Annotated in this window: 15 protein-coding genes and 1 pseudogene; 6 read left to right on the top strand and 10 right to left on the bottom strand. The window is 57.0% G+C overall.

Going from position 1 to position 14,971, the window contains the following annotated elements:
• Nucleotides 1-91: 91 nt before the first annotated feature.
• A complete protein-coding gene (locus QOY30_RS05680; RefSeq protein WP_283743664.1) occupies nt 92-1,642 on the bottom strand; it encodes a sensor domain-containing diguanylate cyclase in 1,551 nt (516 codons plus the stop codon).
• Between the two features lie 490 nt (nt 1,643-2,132).
• Here QOY30_RS05680 and QOY30_RS05675 point away from each other — a divergent pair, with 490 nt between their 5' ends.
• Nucleotides 2,133-2,696: an outer membrane lipoprotein gene (locus QOY30_RS05675; RefSeq protein WP_283743663.1), complete on the top strand. Its 564-nt coding sequence runs from the start codon at nt 2,133-2,135 to the stop codon at nt 2,694-2,696.
• A 124-nt stretch (nt 2,697-2,820) separates the two neighbouring features.
• Here QOY30_RS05675 and QOY30_RS05670 read toward each other — a convergent pair whose 3' ends face one another.
• Nucleotides 2,821-3,501 carry a Dph6-related ATP pyrophosphatase gene (locus QOY30_RS05670; protein WP_283743662.1) on the bottom strand — a complete coding sequence of 227 codons (681 nt, stop codon included), beginning with the start codon at nt 3,499-3,501 and terminating at the stop codon, nt 2,821-2,823.
• A 145-nt stretch (nt 3,502-3,646) separates the two neighbouring features.
• On the opposite strand from QOY30_RS05670, the gene QOY30_RS05665 reads away from it, so the two are divergent.
• Together QOY30_RS05665 and QOY30_RS05660 are read left to right on the top strand one after the other, a co-directional pair.
• On the top strand, nt 3,647-5,668 hold the full coding sequence (locus QOY30_RS05665) for an ABC-F family ATP-binding cassette domain-containing protein (protein ID WP_283743661.1): 2,022 nt from the start codon (nt 3,647-3,649) through the stop codon (nt 5,666-5,668).
• 218 nt (nt 5,669-5,886) lie between these two features.
• On the top strand, nt 5,887-6,120 hold the full coding sequence (locus QOY30_RS05660; RefSeq protein ID WP_283743660.1) for a hypothetical protein: 234 nt from the start codon (nt 5,887-5,889) through the stop codon (nt 6,118-6,120).
• 104 nt (nt 6,121-6,224) lie between these two features.
• On the opposite strand, the gene QOY30_RS05655 is transcribed toward QOY30_RS05660, so the two are convergent.
• Nucleotides 6,225-7,367: an HD-GYP domain-containing protein gene (locus tag QOY30_RS05655; RefSeq protein ID WP_283743659.1), complete on the bottom strand. Its 1,143-nt coding sequence runs from the start codon at nt 7,365-7,367 to the stop codon at nt 6,225-6,227.
• A gap of 139 nt (nt 7,368-7,506) precedes the next feature.
• Here QOY30_RS05655 and QOY30_RS05650 point away from each other — a divergent pair, with 139 nt between their 5' ends.
• The 3 genes from QOY30_RS05650 (at nt 7,507) to QOY30_RS05640 (ending at nt 9,661) form a co-directional block, all read left to right on the top strand.
• Nucleotides 7,507-8,304, top strand: a complete 798-nt coding sequence (locus QOY30_RS05650) for an ABC transporter ATP-binding protein (RefSeq protein ID WP_283746033.1) — start codon at nt 7,507-7,509, stop codon at nt 8,302-8,304.
• Between the two features lie 93 nt (nt 8,305-8,397).
• The gene (locus tag QOY30_RS05645) at nt 8,398-9,078 is read left to right on the top strand and encodes a DUF6629 family protein (protein ID WP_283743658.1); all 681 of its coding nucleotides are present in this window, start codon (nt 8,398-8,400) and stop codon (nt 9,076-9,078) included.
• A 304-nt stretch (nt 9,079-9,382) separates the two neighbouring features.
• A complete protein-coding gene (locus QOY30_RS05640; protein ID WP_283743657.1) occupies nt 9,383-9,661 on the top strand; it encodes a hypothetical protein in 279 nt (92 codons plus the stop codon).
• Here QOY30_RS05640 and QOY30_RS05635 read toward each other — a convergent pair whose 3' ends face one another.
• From QOY30_RS05635 to QOY30_RS05610, 7 genes and pseudogenes are all read right to left on the bottom strand, one after another.
• Nucleotides 9,662-10,243, bottom strand: coding sequence for a GNAT family N-acetyltransferase (locus QOY30_RS05635; RefSeq protein ID WP_283743656.1), 582 nt, complete (start codon nt 10,241-10,243; stop codon nt 9,662-9,664).
• Between the two features lie 68 nt (nt 10,244-10,311).
• Entirely contained in the window at nt 10,312-11,178 is an 867-nt protein-coding gene (locus tag QOY30_RS05630) for a pilin (RefSeq protein ID WP_283743655.1), read from the bottom strand.
• A 30-nt stretch (nt 11,179-11,208) separates the two neighbouring features.
• Nucleotides 11,209-11,274: pseudogene (locus QOY30_RS18110) on the bottom strand (zinc-ribbon domain-containing protein); the annotation flags it as partial.
• A gap of 77 nt (nt 11,275-11,351) precedes the next feature.
• Nucleotides 11,352-12,722, bottom strand: a complete 1,371-nt coding sequence (locus QOY30_RS05625) for an EAL and HDOD domain-containing protein (protein ID WP_283743654.1) — start codon at nt 12,720-12,722, stop codon at nt 11,352-11,354.
• 60 nt (nt 12,723-12,782) lie between these two features.
• Nucleotides 12,783-13,268 carry a Crp/Fnr family transcriptional regulator gene (locus tag QOY30_RS05620; RefSeq protein WP_283743653.1) on the bottom strand — a complete coding sequence of 162 codons (486 nt, stop codon included), beginning with the start codon at nt 13,266-13,268 and terminating at the stop codon, nt 12,783-12,785.
• A 105-nt stretch (nt 13,269-13,373) separates the two neighbouring features.
• A complete protein-coding gene (locus QOY30_RS05615) occupies nt 13,374-13,949 on the bottom strand; it encodes a flavin reductase family protein (protein ID WP_283743652.1) in 576 nt (191 codons plus the stop codon).
• A 35-nt stretch (nt 13,950-13,984) separates the two neighbouring features.
• The gene (locus tag QOY30_RS05610) at nt 13,985-14,803 is read right to left on the bottom strand and encodes a ferritin-like domain-containing protein (protein ID WP_283743651.1); all 819 of its coding nucleotides are present in this window, start codon (nt 14,801-14,803) and stop codon (nt 13,985-13,987) included.
• Nucleotides 14,804-14,971: the final 168 nt, after the last annotated feature.

The following is a 14,971-nucleotide window of genomic DNA, read 5'->3' as shown; positions in this document are numbered from 1 at the left end:
CAATAGTCGCCATTGCGGACGACATCATAAATCCGTTACGAACTTGACCGGGCAGAAAGAACAAGGAAATCGGGACCGGCCCTGATTGCCCTCAGGATGGCTGCAGTACTTTGCCGCGACGTTTGCTCTCATACATGCGATCGTCTGCCATGCGCATCAGTCTGTCCTTGGCGGGATTCTCCGCCACCCTGACCGAGCCGAAACTGACGCCCGCAGACTCGAAGCCTTCGGCATGCAGAGCATTCATCGCGTCACCGATCCGGGCCTCAGTCCGGGATATGTCGCCTTCCTTGCAGGTGATGGCAAATTCGTCACCCCCCAGGCGATGCAGACAGGCGCATTCCGGCAACAGGTTCTTCAGATTCCGGGAGAAGCTGCACAGCAATTCGTCGCCGCGCTCGTGACCGAAACGGTCGTTATAGTGCTTGAGTCCGTCGAGATCAATGAAGGTCAGGCTTCCCTCCGCGGGTAATTGCGCCAGGGCCAATTCGAGCGCGTAACGGTTCGGCAAGCCGGTCAATGCGTCAGTTTGGGCAAGCTTTCTGTTTCTTCGGGCTTGCGTCAGGGCACTGTCCCTTTCCCTGTGCATTTGCGCAAACTGCTGCGCGACCACCAGTGCCAGCAGCAACACTTCGACCGTCACTGCCGCCAGCCCCATATGCTCCATATAGAAAGTGAAGACGCCGGGCAGCCTGCCGAGAGCGATAGAGGTAAAGCCCAGCACGCAGAAGGTGACGATGGCAACCAGGTACAGGCGTGCGGTGGTTTCGCCTTGCCTCGCGCGCACGATGCCCGAGACCAGGCCGAAGAACAGGAACAGCCCCACACCGTAGCGATCCAGCTCAAGCGACCAGTGAGGTTTTAACAACGCCAACAGAACGAAAATTCCGAGCAATGCAAGCAGCCATATACCCAGCCGATACAGGCGCGGATTGCTGTCGCGGCGGATATCCAGCAGCGTGATCACGAACACCGCATAGGCACAGTTGGAGAACAGGATGGGCATGCTGATGAGGTAAAACCAGTGCATGCCGAACAGGTCGGGATAGACCAGCAGTGCCGTGCCGTTGTATAGCAGGTTGCCCAGAATGAACAGCGCATACATCCCGTCCACGACATTATTCCGCACCAGAGCAAGCGCGGAATAATAGATGGCAAGGCCAAGCAGTATCCCCATGCAGAGAAATACCAGCGCATTGCCCGGCTTGATGGCCTGCCGGTAATGCGCCAATGAATCGATATAAGGTTGCGGATGAGCGAGAAAGAATGGCGCGGAGATTTCGGTGATCAGACGATAGTGGCCCGGAGGCAGTTGGAACTCTCTTCCATGGCGCAGCAGGAATGTATTCTCGGCAGCGCTCTCGATGCCCCCTTCGGCCGAACCTACCTGTCGGCCCTTGCTATCGAATATCCAGTGGCGGAACACGCCGATCACGCTGGAATTCTTGAAGTCCAGAACCTGGGTGCCGGGCTGGTCTATCAACAGGTCAGCTTCAAAGATGAAACGTCCGCCGGTATGGGAAACAAGATCGACAGGGGTCAGTTCGGTATTGTTCGGGATGTGCCGTCCATCGTAAGCCCAATCGGCGGGTGCTTGATACCAGTTGCCATCCAATCTCAACGGGGACGCCATGCTGGCCATAGGCAAGATGCACAGTAACCATGGAAGCCATGAAACTGTGGCAACGCGGAGGAAAAGCCCGGAAATAGTTCTAAACATCACGTTGCATCTAGGCAGGAGAATAGTCTGCATGACAAAAGTTCACGGAAACATACCACGATTTTCTGCCATTCACCTTCACTTGACCCTGCGTTTACCGCGGCTAATCCTGCCCTTCTGTTGCAGAGATGAGCGCTGGATGTTGGATGCAGATAAAATGGACTCTGCTCATGCGAACTCAAAAAAGTGGATGAATGACACTCAGTTCGGATAAACTTTTTCAGGTTGATATCCGATCGACTCACTGGAATCCGGAGCAACCTGTCTACCATCAACGCGGGACAGATTGAACTAACCAGATAATCGCTATTCCAATCGAAGCAAGTGCCGGGCGAGCCCGCAGGTTCAACTGCAAGCCAACTTCGGCACCTGCAATTTATCGCTATCCCAACAATGACTTATAGAGGCCATTTTGAATACCAAGACAACACGTAGCAGTGCATTCGCGATTCTGTCCTTACTCGGCATACTGGCATTCAGCGGTTGCTCGCAAAAAGTTTCGGACGAAGAGATCGCGGCCAAGGTAAAAGCCGAACTGGCAAAAGAGAAAGCAGCCGAACACGGCGTCAGAGAACCGGCCTCGGAAGCCGGTCGCGTCGCGCATGAGAAAGCCGTTCCGGCAGAGTCTGAAAGGAAGGTCGCCTGTGACAATTGTGGCGTGGTCGTTTCCGTCAAGGAAATCGAACAGGAAGGCAAAGGCTCGGGTCTGGGCGTGATTGCCGGAGGGGTGGCGGGCGGCATCATCGGCAATCAAGTCGGTCAAGGTACGGGCCGCGATCTGGCGACGCTGGCTGGCTTGGTAGGCGGAGCGTTTGCCGGAAATACGGTCGAGAAAAAAATCAAAAAAACCAACGTCTATGATGTGACCGTGAAACTGGGAAACGGTGAAGAGCGCGTCATTCGTTACACAACGGCTCCCGGCGTCATGGCGGGCGACATGATCAAAGTCGAAGGCGAGAAAATCGTGAGGCAGTAAGTACCGGCAAAAACATGGAAACAAAAAGAGGGCGTCAAGCCCTCTTTTTATTACCGACCACCATCAGGCACAGGCCTTTTTAACGATTCATTGCTTGCTCATTGACTGCCCCCCAACTGCCAATTCATCCCGCCGGCGTACCGCGCAAGCGGCAATCCGCAAACACAAATCCATCGCGTTCAAGCACCTCGCCCATCTCGATATCTAATGGCTGTGCGAACATCGGTCCGTCGAAGACAAAGGTGTGAAACTCTCCATTCTCTCCGCACGGGTCAATGCCGGATGGCATGCTGTCCACCAACGCGGTCGTCAATTCGCGCCCGGCAAACCCTGCAGGCAACACCCGAGGATCGATACAGGTGAGGCAGGCACGCAAGCCGCTCACCAGCATCTCTTCCAGCAATGCCCGCGTCGGCTTGTTCCACAAGGGAAATATCGGCTCGATACCGGTACCCTGCAAGCGTTCTTCGCGGTAGCGCCGGATATCCTGCAGATACAGATCGCCGAACGCCATGCATTGCACACCGTTGTTGCGGGCGAGCATCACAAAGTCAGTCATCGCGTAGTCATATTGCTCATCGGAACAGGGATAGGGAATCTCGATCAGATGCAACGGCAGGCCGACCGCCTCTGCCTGCCGCTTCAGCAACTCAACGCGCACGGCATGCATGGCCACGCGCTGGAATGCGGCATTGATGGTGGTGAACAGCCCGGTCACCTCGTGCTCGCCGGACTGGCGCAGCAGGTGCAGCGCCCACGCGCTGTCTTTGCCGCTGCTCCAACTAAGCCAGGTCTTTTTATGCATAGTGATCGATTGGATAACTGAAGGAAACTGTTTGAGCAAGTTATCCGATTATCTCCCTTTCATTTCATTGCATCACGATGTCGTCGCGATAGTAGCCCCATTGCCATGAGCGAGCCAGACCGTCCCTTCTGCTATCATCGCACCCATGCTCAATATCCAGAACCTGACTTACCTGCAAGGCGGCATCCCGCTACTCCAGAACGTGAATCTACAGGCCTTCGCCGACCAGCGCATCGGCCTCGTCGGCAAGAACGGCTGCGGCAAATCCACGCTGTTCCGACTGATTCGCGGCGAGATCAAGCCGGACGGCGGCGAGATCTCCATGCAGTCCGGAAAGACCATCGCCTACGTCGAGCAGGAGATCGCCAACTCCGACATGCCCGCACTCGAATTCGTGCTCGACGGCGATACCGAACTGCGCCTGCTGGAGAAGACTCTGGCAAAGGAGAACCACGATACGGCATGGTTCGACGCGCAGCACCGTTATGAAGCCATCGACGGCTACGGTGCCAAGGCGCGCGCCGCGCAACTGCTGAACGGACTGGGTTTCGCCAACGACACACTGGAACGCACCGTCGCCAGCTTCTCCGGCGGCTGGCGCATGCGCCTGAACTTGGCACGCGCGCTGATGCACCGCGCCGACCTGCTGCTGCTCGACGAACCCACCAACCACCTCGACCTCGAAGCCATCCTCTGGCTGGAGCAATACCTGGCGCGCTATCCCGGCAGCATCCTGCTCGTCTCGCACGACCGCGAATTCCTCAATGCCTGCGTCAACCGCATCGCCCATGTGCACGACCAGACCATCGACACCTACACCGGCGACTACGACGACTTCGAGCGCGCCCGCGCCGAGCGCATCGCGCAGCAGAACCAGGCCTTCAACAAGCAGCAGGAGAAGATCGCCCATCTGGAAGATTTCGTGCGCCGCTTCCGTGCCCAGGCCACCAAGGCCAAGCAGGCGCAAAGCCGCATCAAGGCGCTGGACCGCATCACGCGCATCGCCGCCGTGCATGTCACCGACGGCCATTTCGAACTGGAAATCGAAGCGCCGGAGCGCAGCCCCGACCTGTTGCTGCGCGCCGAGAAAATGGGCTTCGCCTATGGCGACAATGGGCAGGGCAAAAGCGCTGCCCATTCCCCTCCCCCCAACCCTCTCCCGGGAATACCCTCTCCTCAATCCTCTCCCGCAAGCGGGCGAGGAAGCGAACGAGAAAGGCAACTTTCCATTCCTGCGGGCGAGGGAGCGAACGTCTCGCTACGCGAGTCTCGCGGCAAGGTGCTGTTTCAAAACGTTGAGCTGGTGCTGCGCGCCGGTGCGCGCATCGCCCTGCTCGGCCCCAACGGCGCGGGCAAGTCGACGCTGATCAAGCTGCTGGTGGGCGAACTGCAGCCCACCGCCGGCAAGCTCGAGTTCACGCCCGATATCCGCATCGGCTACTTCGCGCAGCACCAGTTGGAGAATCTCGACAGCGCCGCCACACCGCTGCAACACATGGAACGCCTGGCACCCAAGGAAACCACACTGGCACTGCGCAACTTCCTCGGTCGTTTCGGTCTCGCCGGGGACAGCGAAGACCGCCCGGTAGCCAGCTTCTCCGGCGGCGAAAAGAGCCGCCTCGCATTGGCGCTGCTGGCCTGGCAGAAACCGCACCTGTTGCTGCTGGACGAACCCACCAACCACCTCGACCTCGACATGCGCGACGCGCTCACCATCGCGCTGGAGGAATACACCGGCGCCGTGGTGATCGTGTCGCACGACCGCAGCCTGATCCGGGCCGTGGCCGACGAACTGTGGCTGGTCGCCGACGGCGAAGCCAAACTGTTCGACGGCGACCTCGAAGACTACAAGAGCTGGATCGAGACCCGCCGCCCGCGCGAGGCCGTCGCGCAACCGCAGGTTGAGAAGCCGCGCTCGCAGAACGCGCCCAAGCCCAACCGCAAGGCGCTGCAATCCAAACAGAACAAGCTCGAAACGGCGTTGGCTGCGGCGCAAGCCGAACTCGCCGCCGTCGACCAGCAACTCGCCGATCCCGCCACCTATGCGAATCCGGATCGCGCGAAAGTGAACCAGCTCAACGCCGAGCATTTGCGGCTCGCCGCAAAAGTTGCGGAGCTGGAAGAAGGCTGGCTGGAACTGGAGATGGCGAAGGAAGAATCAAACTGAGACAGCAATCCTGGTCCGTCCTGATTGATTTATCGACAGTTTCCGTTTGCGGCTGCCGGCCTGTCCGGAAAGGTCTATATCTTTTATTTTGTTTACAAAACGACGGCGCGGCAGTAGCGTTACACCAAGTCTGCAGAACGCCCATCCATTGAGCTGCGACTGATGGGGTGTATCAGCGATCAATGCCGACAAACAAGCCCATCAAAGGGAGGTCCAACATGCATCGCACTTACATCCGCATACCCGCTCATTTCTTTCGCGTCAGCCTGCATACCGAAACCGATAACATGACGCTGGCGCTCGTCCCCGACCAGAACCATGCGAATCTTATCGCACATCTTTTGAACGAACATTACGGCATACGCAAGGGCGAGACCATTACGGTGGCGCCCACCGTGATCCGCCACGCCGACGATGAGGCCGAGGACAATGCCAAGAGCCTGCCGAAATAAATCAATGCATCACACGGGAAGCGCGACAGATACGCCGCCCCGCCAGGCAACCTGATGACCACACACAACCGGACGGCTGCGCGAATCCAGACCGCTCTGTCGGTTCACGCGGCACCGGCCTCTCCATCTTTACTCTCTTCCAGCTCCACCCGCGGCCACAGGCTTGCCCAATCGCAATCCTTGATCACCTGTACATCCACGGCTTCCTTGATGGCAAAAACAGGTCCGCTGGCTATTCGCTTCGGAGGCTCGGCATAACGGATGCCGCTCGGCGATCTCAGGCTGCGCATCAGGGGATGCTCCGGATTCAACAATCGCCTGATCACCACAGCCACTTCACCGTTAGCCAGGGCTACCAGGGTGCCTGGCGGATAGTTCCCCACTTCTTTTCTGAACGCATTTGCGAGGGCTGGCGCAATGGTCGCTGCCTGGCGGCTCAACAAATTCTGCGCCGCCAAATTGGACAGCGTTCCTGGGCGATATTTTCGCTCCGAAATCATTGCGCAAAACCGATCCGCCATCGATACGGCCTGGGATTCGACGCTCAGCACATTCATGGGCGGACGTTTGGGGTAACCGGACCCGTCGATCATTTCGTGATGGTGTTCGACGACCTCGAGCCAGACGGGATGATCGATGCCCTGCTTGTCCAGCGCCTCGACTGCCATTTGGGGATGAGCGATGATGTCCCTCTTTTGTTCGAGCGTAAGCGGCACATTCTGCTGATACAGCAGGTCCTGCAACTCCAGCATGCCGATGTTCATGGTCAACGCACCGGCAAGGGCATGAGACCTGACCTCCCGCGGTCGCTCCAGATGCCTCAAGAGCATCTCGGTCAGCAGCGCGGTGAGGAAGGAATGCCGCAGGGAATAGCGGCCGTTCCTGTACAGTTGTATGTTGGCCAGCGCCGCATCACCATCAAGCTCGCATAACTCCTGGATCAGTTCGGCGACACGCAATACTTCCCCGTAATTGATCTGTTTCCGGTCGAATAGCTGCTGAAACTCATCCGCCAGTTCACTGACGCCCAGAAAGACAGATACGTTTTCTTTCTCCCGCTGCTGCCGCTGCGACTCGTCGATTATTTCCTCGAAAAAGACGCCCCGGTCTATCAGCCTATCCAGCTGGCCTTCACTCTTGATCACATAGCCGTATTTGAGCCACACTCTTCCGTGTTGATCGACAAGATCAAACGCCAGGGGCTCTCCCAGTATCACATGCCGATGTTCAAGCTGAACTTTCGCCACGATTCCTCCAGTTTTATAATTATTATTTGGCAGTACACCGACAAAACAATACCGGAGCGGATTGATTTGGGCCGCCCCTTTGATTGCGGCCACTTCCATGTGAGAATGACGACAGGAAGCCTAATCATTGTATCGAACTATGGACAATCTGCTTGAAGTGAACGACCTGCATCATTCCTATGGCACGCGCGAGGTGCTGAAGGGCATCAACCTCACCATTCCGCGTGGCAAGGTCGTCGGAATCATGGGCGCCAGCGGCAGCGGCAAATCCACCCTGCTGCGCCACTTCAGCGGCCAGTTGCATCCGTCGCGGGGCAACGTGAAATTCATGGGCAAAGTGCTGCATGAACTCAGCAACAAGGAGTTATACAAGATACGGCTGAAGATGGGGATGATGTTCCAGGTCAGCGGCCTCTTCACCGACTTGTCGGTATACGACAACATGGCCTTTCCGTTGCGGGAAAACACCAACCTGCCGGAAGAGATTATCCGCGACCTGGTATTGATGAAGTTGCAGGCCGTCGGTCTGCGCAATGTCCACACGCTGATGCCGAGTCAACTTTCCGGCGGCATGCAACGCCGTGTGGCCATGGCGCGGGCAACCGCCACCGATCCCGCGATGATCATCTACGACGAGCCTTTTGCCGGTCTCGACCCGATCTCGCTCAGCACCATCGCAAACCTGATCCGCAAGCTGAACGACGCCCTCGGCATCTCCTCCGTCGTGGTGACCTACGATCTGGCCGAGTCGCTCAAGATCGTCGACTACATCTACTTCATCCACGACGGCGTCGTGGTCGCAAAAGGCGAAACGGGCGAGATGATCGGTTCGCAAGATCCCTTTGTCCGACAATTCCTCCATGGCGAAGCAGACGGCCCGGTCCCCTTCCACTACCCCAGCAAACCCTATCCGGCAGAATTGCTCAAGGAAGCCTGACGCACGGCAATGCACGTTTCCAAAATTTGCATCTCTTGATGTTTTGTTCGATTATTTCGTCTGCATAGCAATTACCGCCGAGATTTCTGTTCAATGTGCTTTTCCGCAACTGTCAGCTATAGCGCCGCTGCCGTGCTGGTACCTACCGGCTTATATGCCGTGCAGCAAGCCAGGCGATCGCTCACCCCATACTGGACTTGGGGGCTGATACCCGTTTTCTTTGGTTTGCAGCAGGCATTCGAGGGTCGGGTATGGCAGGAACTGGATGCGGGGAATGTCCAAGCAGCGGTGCCGTTTGCGCTGGGGTTCCATTTCTTTTCGCATTTCCTGTGGTTGTGGTGGCTGGGGCTCAGCAGCTACGTTGTCGAGCCCGGGAATATCCGCAGGTTGGTCATTGGCGGCTGCACGGTCTTCGGCGCATTCGCCGGTACGCTGGTCTTTTCCGTCATGCTCTCCCATCCCGAATGGATGAACATCGCGATAAGGGAACATTCCATCGTCTACAAATTTTCCGTGCCCTATCGCGATTCCATCCACCTGCCGATCACGCCTGCCGCACTCTATGCCCTGACCACTCTGGTGCCGCTGCTCCTCTCCAGCCACAGGCTGATCAATATCTTCGGCTTGCTGGTTGCCTTGTCCAGTGTACTGGCATCAACGATCTACGGTTATGCCTACGTCTCTGTCTGGTGTTTCTTCGCCGCCCTGATCTCGCTCTATCTTGTCTACATGGTCCGCAGTCTTGTTGCGAAGTCAAAACCCGTCACGGTCTGAGCGCGCGCCGTCAACAATATTTCAGGCATGAACCTTTATTGATCCGGCACGCAGTATCCAAGAATCCGTTCGCATTGAGCTTGTCGAAATGTGAATGGATTCTTGTGCTTCGACAGGCTCAGCACGAACGGCAATGAGGTTAAAAACGTGCCGGATCAATAGTTCTGCCGCGCAGCAACCCTGTTGCTCTCCCGACAATTTGATTCCGTCACTTTTTTTGTTTTGACTTCGTGTCAACTTTGTTACAAATCCGGCGTTAATGGCCTAATGGTGGAAAATACACCGTATTCCAACGGAGATTTAAATGGGCAGATTGAGCAATGAATCCTTTGAAGATTTCCTGGATTCCCTGAAAAGAGCCGGTATCACGATCACCAAGGAAGCCGAGCTGCGCGAGCGTCTGGCCGAAACGCAACTCTGGCATTTTGCCTTCCAGACGATGGCCGCCAACGGCAAGGCCATCGGCATCAGCTTCGAAGACCGTACTCAAGGCCGCAACCAGGCCGAGATCGAACGCGCATTCAACAAATTCGACTTTTCGGAAAAGGCCAAAGCCATCTTTTCCGCCAGCCTGAAACATTGATCAGCCCAAGGGTTTCTCCAGTACCTCGAACATCAACCCCTCCACCCTGGGCAGGCCGAATCTCGGATCGGTAGCCGGGAACGCTCTGTTTTCCCCAGTACGCTGATAACCGCGCCGCTCGTAATAGGCGATCAACTCATGCCGTAGCGTGATCACCTGCATCTGCATGCACGCAGCACCCCACTCCGCACGCACAAAGCGCTCCGCCTCGTTCATCAGGCAGCGACCCAGTCCCTGCCCCTGCAGCGCCGGCCTGATTACCAGCATGCCCATGTACGCTGTTGCCGCATCCACCCGCTCCACATGCACCGAGCCGATGATCTCGTCACCGAGCAGACACAGCAGGATCGCCGAATCGTCTTCCGCAATCAGGCGCAAGATCTCCTCCGCATCGGTACGCTGCCCGCCCAGGATATCCGCCTCGGTCGTCCATCCGGCGCGGCTGGATTCGCCGCGGTAGGCGGAATTGACGAGTGCAACAATAGCGTTCACGTCGGTCGCGTCGGCACAGCGAAAAGTGAGGTGACCCTTGTGTCCGGATCGGGATGGTCGGGAAGGCAAGACACTCATCAGTGTTTTCATGAAATGCTGATTTCGGAACCGGCTTCAGGCAGGAATGGTCTGCCCCCGACCGTCATGGATGCGTTGCTTCATCTGGAGCGCCTGCAGTCCTGCGGCAGATATCGGTCTTGAATCTCATCGCTCATGCAGGTCCAGCTCAAATGATCGCCACCAATAATCGCGGAAACGAACTTGAGCGATTTGCCGTCAATCGCCTTGCCGCCTTTCATCGTGACGGCGATGGTGCCGGTCTGGTTGTCGACACTGACCGCCTTCACGGAAGGCGGCAGCGACGACATGAAGTCGGCCGCATCCAGGTTGCGCGGGATCGAACGATACTGGTTGAAGTAACCGTCGACATATGTCGTCGCATCCCTGCCCACCGTCAACGCCTGAGCCATGCGCACCCTGGCCGCGTGGTCCTGGTATGCAGGTATGGCGATGGCCGCTAGAACCCCGATCATGGCAACGCAATTGACCACCCATATGGAAACATACGCGGCGCGGCTCGTTCCACCTTTCCCGGCAAGTTCACCCAACTGTCTCCGCGTGCCTTGCGTCGACGCGCGCACGGTCTCGATCATCTTTCTGCAGTGCCTGTAGTAAAGCGCGTTCGCATACATCGGCATCACGATCAGCACGACAGCCGCGTACCCGAAAAAACCCAGACTGCCCACGATGCCGACCAGGCCGCCGGCCACCGCACCGACTATCCAGAACAAGCCCCACAGCATGAATGGAAATGCGAGATAGATCGCGGCGTGGACCCACATTTTTCGATAGAGCAGCCAGTAGAACGTCACCAGCAAAGCGGACCAGTTCCAGGTCGGGCTTGTCCTCCCCTCGTCATCGAAACGGGAAAAGTGATCCAGGTAATAGTCCTGGTTCATAGGTCCCAGAACGGCTTTGTAATACTCCTGATCACTTGCTGGTTCTTCGGCTTGTGCAGGACGCATTGCAATCGGCTTATCAGACTGGGAGAGTGCATTGCCGCAGCCAACACAAAACTTCGCGGCATCGTCGTTTGAGCTTCCACACTTGGAACAAAACATCTTCCCTCCGCATATCAAACCCGAAAAACAGATAAAGACAATCCGGCCAGTGACAGGCAAACTATCGCGATGCCGCCCTATTCGCTGACTGCCGCGATCTGTTGCGACCAGGCCAGCGCCTCGATCATCATGCCGGCCACCTCGGCTGCGTCCAAATCGCATTGCGCCGCGGCGGCAGCCATGTCTCCCTCCTCCGATTCGACGGCGATCGCCAGCATCAGCGCATCATGCATCGCGCTTGCCTCGCCCCTGAGTGCGGAAGCGACAGCTTCCGGCAACGCAACCTGTTTCAGCACATCTTCGAGCGGCTGCGCCAGCATGACGCTCATCAATGAAAAAAGGCCGGTCAGGAACAGCTGGTCGGCAGTGGCAGGTACCCGCCCTTTCCCGGCCAGCATCTCCATGAAGCGACCGCGTGTCAGCGCCTGTTCGCGCAGGATATTTTCGTGATAACCGGGCTTCTTGCTGTCGAACAACAGCAGCGACAGCCAGCGGTAAAACCGGTCCCTGCCAAGCAGCAGAAGTGCCTGCTGTATTTCACTGACTTTTTGCAGCAGACCGATGCCGGGCGAATTGATATAGCGTAGCAGCTTGAAAGTCAGGATAGGGTCTGTGCGCAGGCAATCCGCGATGGCATTGAATTCGGCACCGGACTGTATCATTTCGAGTGCCTGGAACACCCGTGCGTAATTGACGTCGCTCTTCGACGGATGCCAGTTTTCACGGCTGGAAACGAACGCCCCCATGAAGTAATCGAAGCGACGCTCAAAACAGTATTTGAAGTCGTCCGCCGTCTGCAACCTGCTGGCGATCAGTTTCTGGTCACTATTGGCGGCGCGAAGATCGGAGATCATCGCTTTCAACTGGATGCCGTCGAATGCAGCAAGATCGATCTCGATGAAATCAGCCGCGTGCAGAAAGTCCGCATATCCAGGGTGCGATTGGCTGATTGACCAGCCGTGCCTGAAGCCCAGCGCTTTGATATGTGCCAGGTTGGCGCGCATCTCGACAGGGTCCATCTCGGCGATGGGCCGCGGGGTGATCATGATTACCGTATTGGGATTGGCAAGCGCTTCGAGCAGCGGGCTGTTCAGCGACTCCACCGACAGACGGATGAATGCACTGCGCTCCCCCAGCAATGACGACACACCGAGCGGCGCAAGATTGTTCAACATCACATCGTCATACACGCGCCGTATCACGGCACTTTTGTCCATCATGCGGGACTGTACCTTGTGCCCCAATGCGAACTCGTAACCCGCAATACGTTCGTTGCGGTCGAGAATCGCCTCGCGACAAATGAAGGACGAATGACTCTCTACGTTCTCTTTTGACGCCCTCTCCTGCGAGGGTTTCAGTGGTGCGACTGCGTTCAGTTGCTGAAAGGAATCCTGGGGTGAAGGTTCTTTCGGCGAACCTCCCAGCAGCCGGCGTAAGGATTCAAGCATCTGTGATTTTCCTGTGTGATTTCTATGTCACATCATCAGAGCAGCCTTAATGGCCACGCCTCAATATCGTCCCTGAGTCTTGGAGATATAGTTGGATAGTTCCTGTGTCTCCTGATTCATGCGCGAAAGATTGGCATGGGTGACTCTGAACAGTGCACGCATCACCTTGAAGGCCAGATGCGGATGGGCGTCCAGCAAAGATTCAAAATCGGCAGGGGTCAGCGTGTAGACCTCGGCATCACCCAGTGCATGCAGCGTCGCCTTGCGCGGCGACTGCTCCACGAATGCACGGGTACCGGCACATTCCCCCGCCGTCATGGTGTAAACCTGCTTGTTCACTCCCCCGGCATCTTTACTGGTAACGGCGATCTTGCCCGATGCAAGAATGAACAAGGTCTGATCCGCCTCGCCTTCCTTCACGAGCAATCCGCCATCTTTCAAATGACGCACGCCCAGTTTCTCTGCCAAAAGCCCGGCCTCGCCTTCAGTGAGCTCGGTGCCCACTGACGAGTTACGTACCAGTTTGTAATCTGCAATATCACTCATGACAAAATTTCTCCTCTTAAAATCTATCGGTGTAACGGATGGTACGTCACTTCAATATCAGCCAACAAATAACTATTGCGATGCTGACACCATTTTTCCCTTGACTCAATCCTGAGTCGTCAGCGGCTCGCCGATGGCGTAGAAGTGCCCACCGGCCACGTGGTGCAGGCTACGCAGGGAAGCATCTGCATCTTCGAAATACCAGCGCCCATTGCTGAATACCCGCGTATCAGCCCATGCTCCCACCACCTCGCCGATGAACAAGTCATAGGTTTGCTGGTTGTGCGGCTCGGGGATGAGCTTGCAGGCAAGCCACGCCGAGCATCCGGCAACGAATGGCAGATCATGCCCGTCAATACCGAACAACTCCACACCGCATATCTTCAGCTTGTCCGGCTCTGTGGACAGGCTGAGCGTGCCGACCTCATGCGTGAGTTGCAACTGTGCCACCGTGGGCACCTGGATGACGAAGGTGCCGCTGCTCTCGATCAGTTCGCGCGTTTTGGAGCTCTTGTCCAGCACCACTGTCAGCTTGGGCGGCGCAAAATCCAGCGCGCACGCCCATGCCGCAGCCATCACGTTGTCCACGCCTGCATGACGGGCAGACACCAGCACCGTCGGGCCGTGGTTGATGAGGCGGTAAGCCTTCGGCAAATCAACCGGTGAAATATGACTATCCATGCAGAGTCCTTAAAGGATTAATCTGGCCTGCCCCGTTAGCTCAAACCGAGTCGAGCCAATTCCTGCTCGCTAAAACCTGCCGCGAGTCGCGCCTCCAGATTGAAAGGGCCGCGTCGCGGCACAGCATTATATTCGGCGAGCAGATCGGCATAGGTGGAGACCGGCTCCAGCCCGCGCTGCTCGCAGAGGTAATTGAACCAGCGGTTGCCGATAGAGACATGGCCGATCTCGTCGCGCAGGATAATATCCAGGAGCGGGCCGGCCTCGCTATCGCCCGCCTGCACCAGCTTGGCACGGGAACCCGGCGTCACATCCAGCCCGCGCGCCTCCATCGTTCTGGGAAGCAAAGCCATACGCACCATCAAATCATGCCGGGTCTTCACCGCCATATCCCACAGCCCGTTGTGCCCGGAGAAATCGCCGTAAGCATAACCCTGCCCCTGCAGATGATCGGCCAGCAACGTGAAGTGCAATGCCTCCTCATCGGCCACTTGCAACCAATCGGCGTAATAGGCGCGCGGCATGCCGGTAAAGCGCCACAGCGCATCCAGCGCCAGATTGATCGCGTTGAATTCAATATGCACCAGCGCATGGATCATCGCGGCACGGCCTTCCGGCGTGTTCATCGCGCGGCGTTTTACAGTAAGGGGAGAAACCAACTCAGGCTTGGCGGGGTGACCGGGAATACCCAGCGTTGCATTCAATGCCGCATCAGCATCCAGCACAAGCTCCCCCGCTGCCCATGCCTGTGCCAAACGGCGCACGCCCGCAGCTTTCTGCGCTGCATCACTCTCTACCAGCCAGTGCAGCGCGGCTTGTCTTAACTCGGTGGGTTGAAGTGAGTCAGGTGGCATCGATTAACTGGATTGAAGAACATATTGCGAAGCTGATCCCATTTGCTGCTTTTGATATCTATCGGCAAAACAGATGGTACGTCACTTCAATCTCATTCAACAAATTGCGATTGCGAAACCGCTCCCATTTGCCATTAAAAAATGCTTGACATATATTCAACCGTTTGG

Source organism: Sideroxydans sp. CL21, assembly GCF_902459525.1.
Lineage (GTDB): Bacteria > Pseudomonadota > Gammaproteobacteria > Burkholderiales > Gallionellaceae > Sideroxyarcus.
This window is presented reverse-complemented; position numbering and strand designations above follow the sequence as displayed.

Excerpts from the sequence above, each read along its gene's own strand:
- QOY30_RS05680 (WP_283743664.1), bottom strand. The coding sequence starts at position 1,642 with ATGGCCAGCATGGCGTCCCCGTTGAGATTGGATGGCAACTGGTATCAA.
- QOY30_RS05670 (WP_283743662.1), bottom strand. The coding sequence starts at position 3,501 with ATGCATAAAAAGACCTGGCTTAGTTGGAGCAGCGGCAAAGACAGCGCG.
- QOY30_RS05665 (WP_283743661.1), top strand. The coding sequence starts at position 3,647 with ATGCTCAATATCCAGAACCTGACTTACCTGCAAGGCGGCATCCCGCTA.
- QOY30_RS05660 (WP_283743660.1), top strand. The coding sequence starts at position 5,887 with ATGCATCGCACTTACATCCGCATACCCGCTCATTTCTTTCGCGTCAGC.
- QOY30_RS05650 (WP_283746033.1), top strand. The coding sequence starts at position 7,507 with ATGGACAATCTGCTTGAAGTGAACGACCTGCATCATTCCTATGGCACG.
- QOY30_RS05645 (WP_283743658.1), top strand. The coding sequence starts at position 8,398 with ATGTGCTTTTCCGCAACTGTCAGCTATAGCGCCGCTGCCGTGCTGGTA.
- QOY30_RS05640 (WP_283743657.1), top strand. The coding sequence starts at position 9,383 with ATGGGCAGATTGAGCAATGAATCCTTTGAAGATTTCCTGGATTCCCTG.
- QOY30_RS05635 (WP_283743656.1), bottom strand. The coding sequence starts at position 10,243 with ATGAAAACACTGATGAGTGTCTTGCCTTCCCGACCATCCCGATCCGGA.
- QOY30_RS05630 (WP_283743655.1), bottom strand. The coding sequence starts at position 11,178 with ATGCGTCCTGCACAAGCCGAAGAACCAGCAAGTGATCAGGAGTATTAC.
- QOY30_RS05625 (WP_283743654.1), bottom strand. The coding sequence starts at position 12,722 with ATGCTTGAATCCTTACGCCGGCTGCTGGGAGGTTCGCCGAAAGAACCT.
- QOY30_RS05620 (WP_283743653.1), bottom strand. The coding sequence starts at position 13,268 with ATGAGTGATATTGCAGATTACAAACTGGTACGTAACTCGTCAGTGGGC.
- QOY30_RS05615 (WP_283743652.1), bottom strand. The coding sequence starts at position 13,949 with ATGGATAGTCATATTTCACCGGTTGATTTGCCGAAGGCTTACCGCCTC.
- QOY30_RS05610 (WP_283743651.1), bottom strand. The coding sequence starts at position 14,803 with ATGCCACCTGACTCACTTCAACCCACCGAGTTAAGACAAGCCGCGCTG.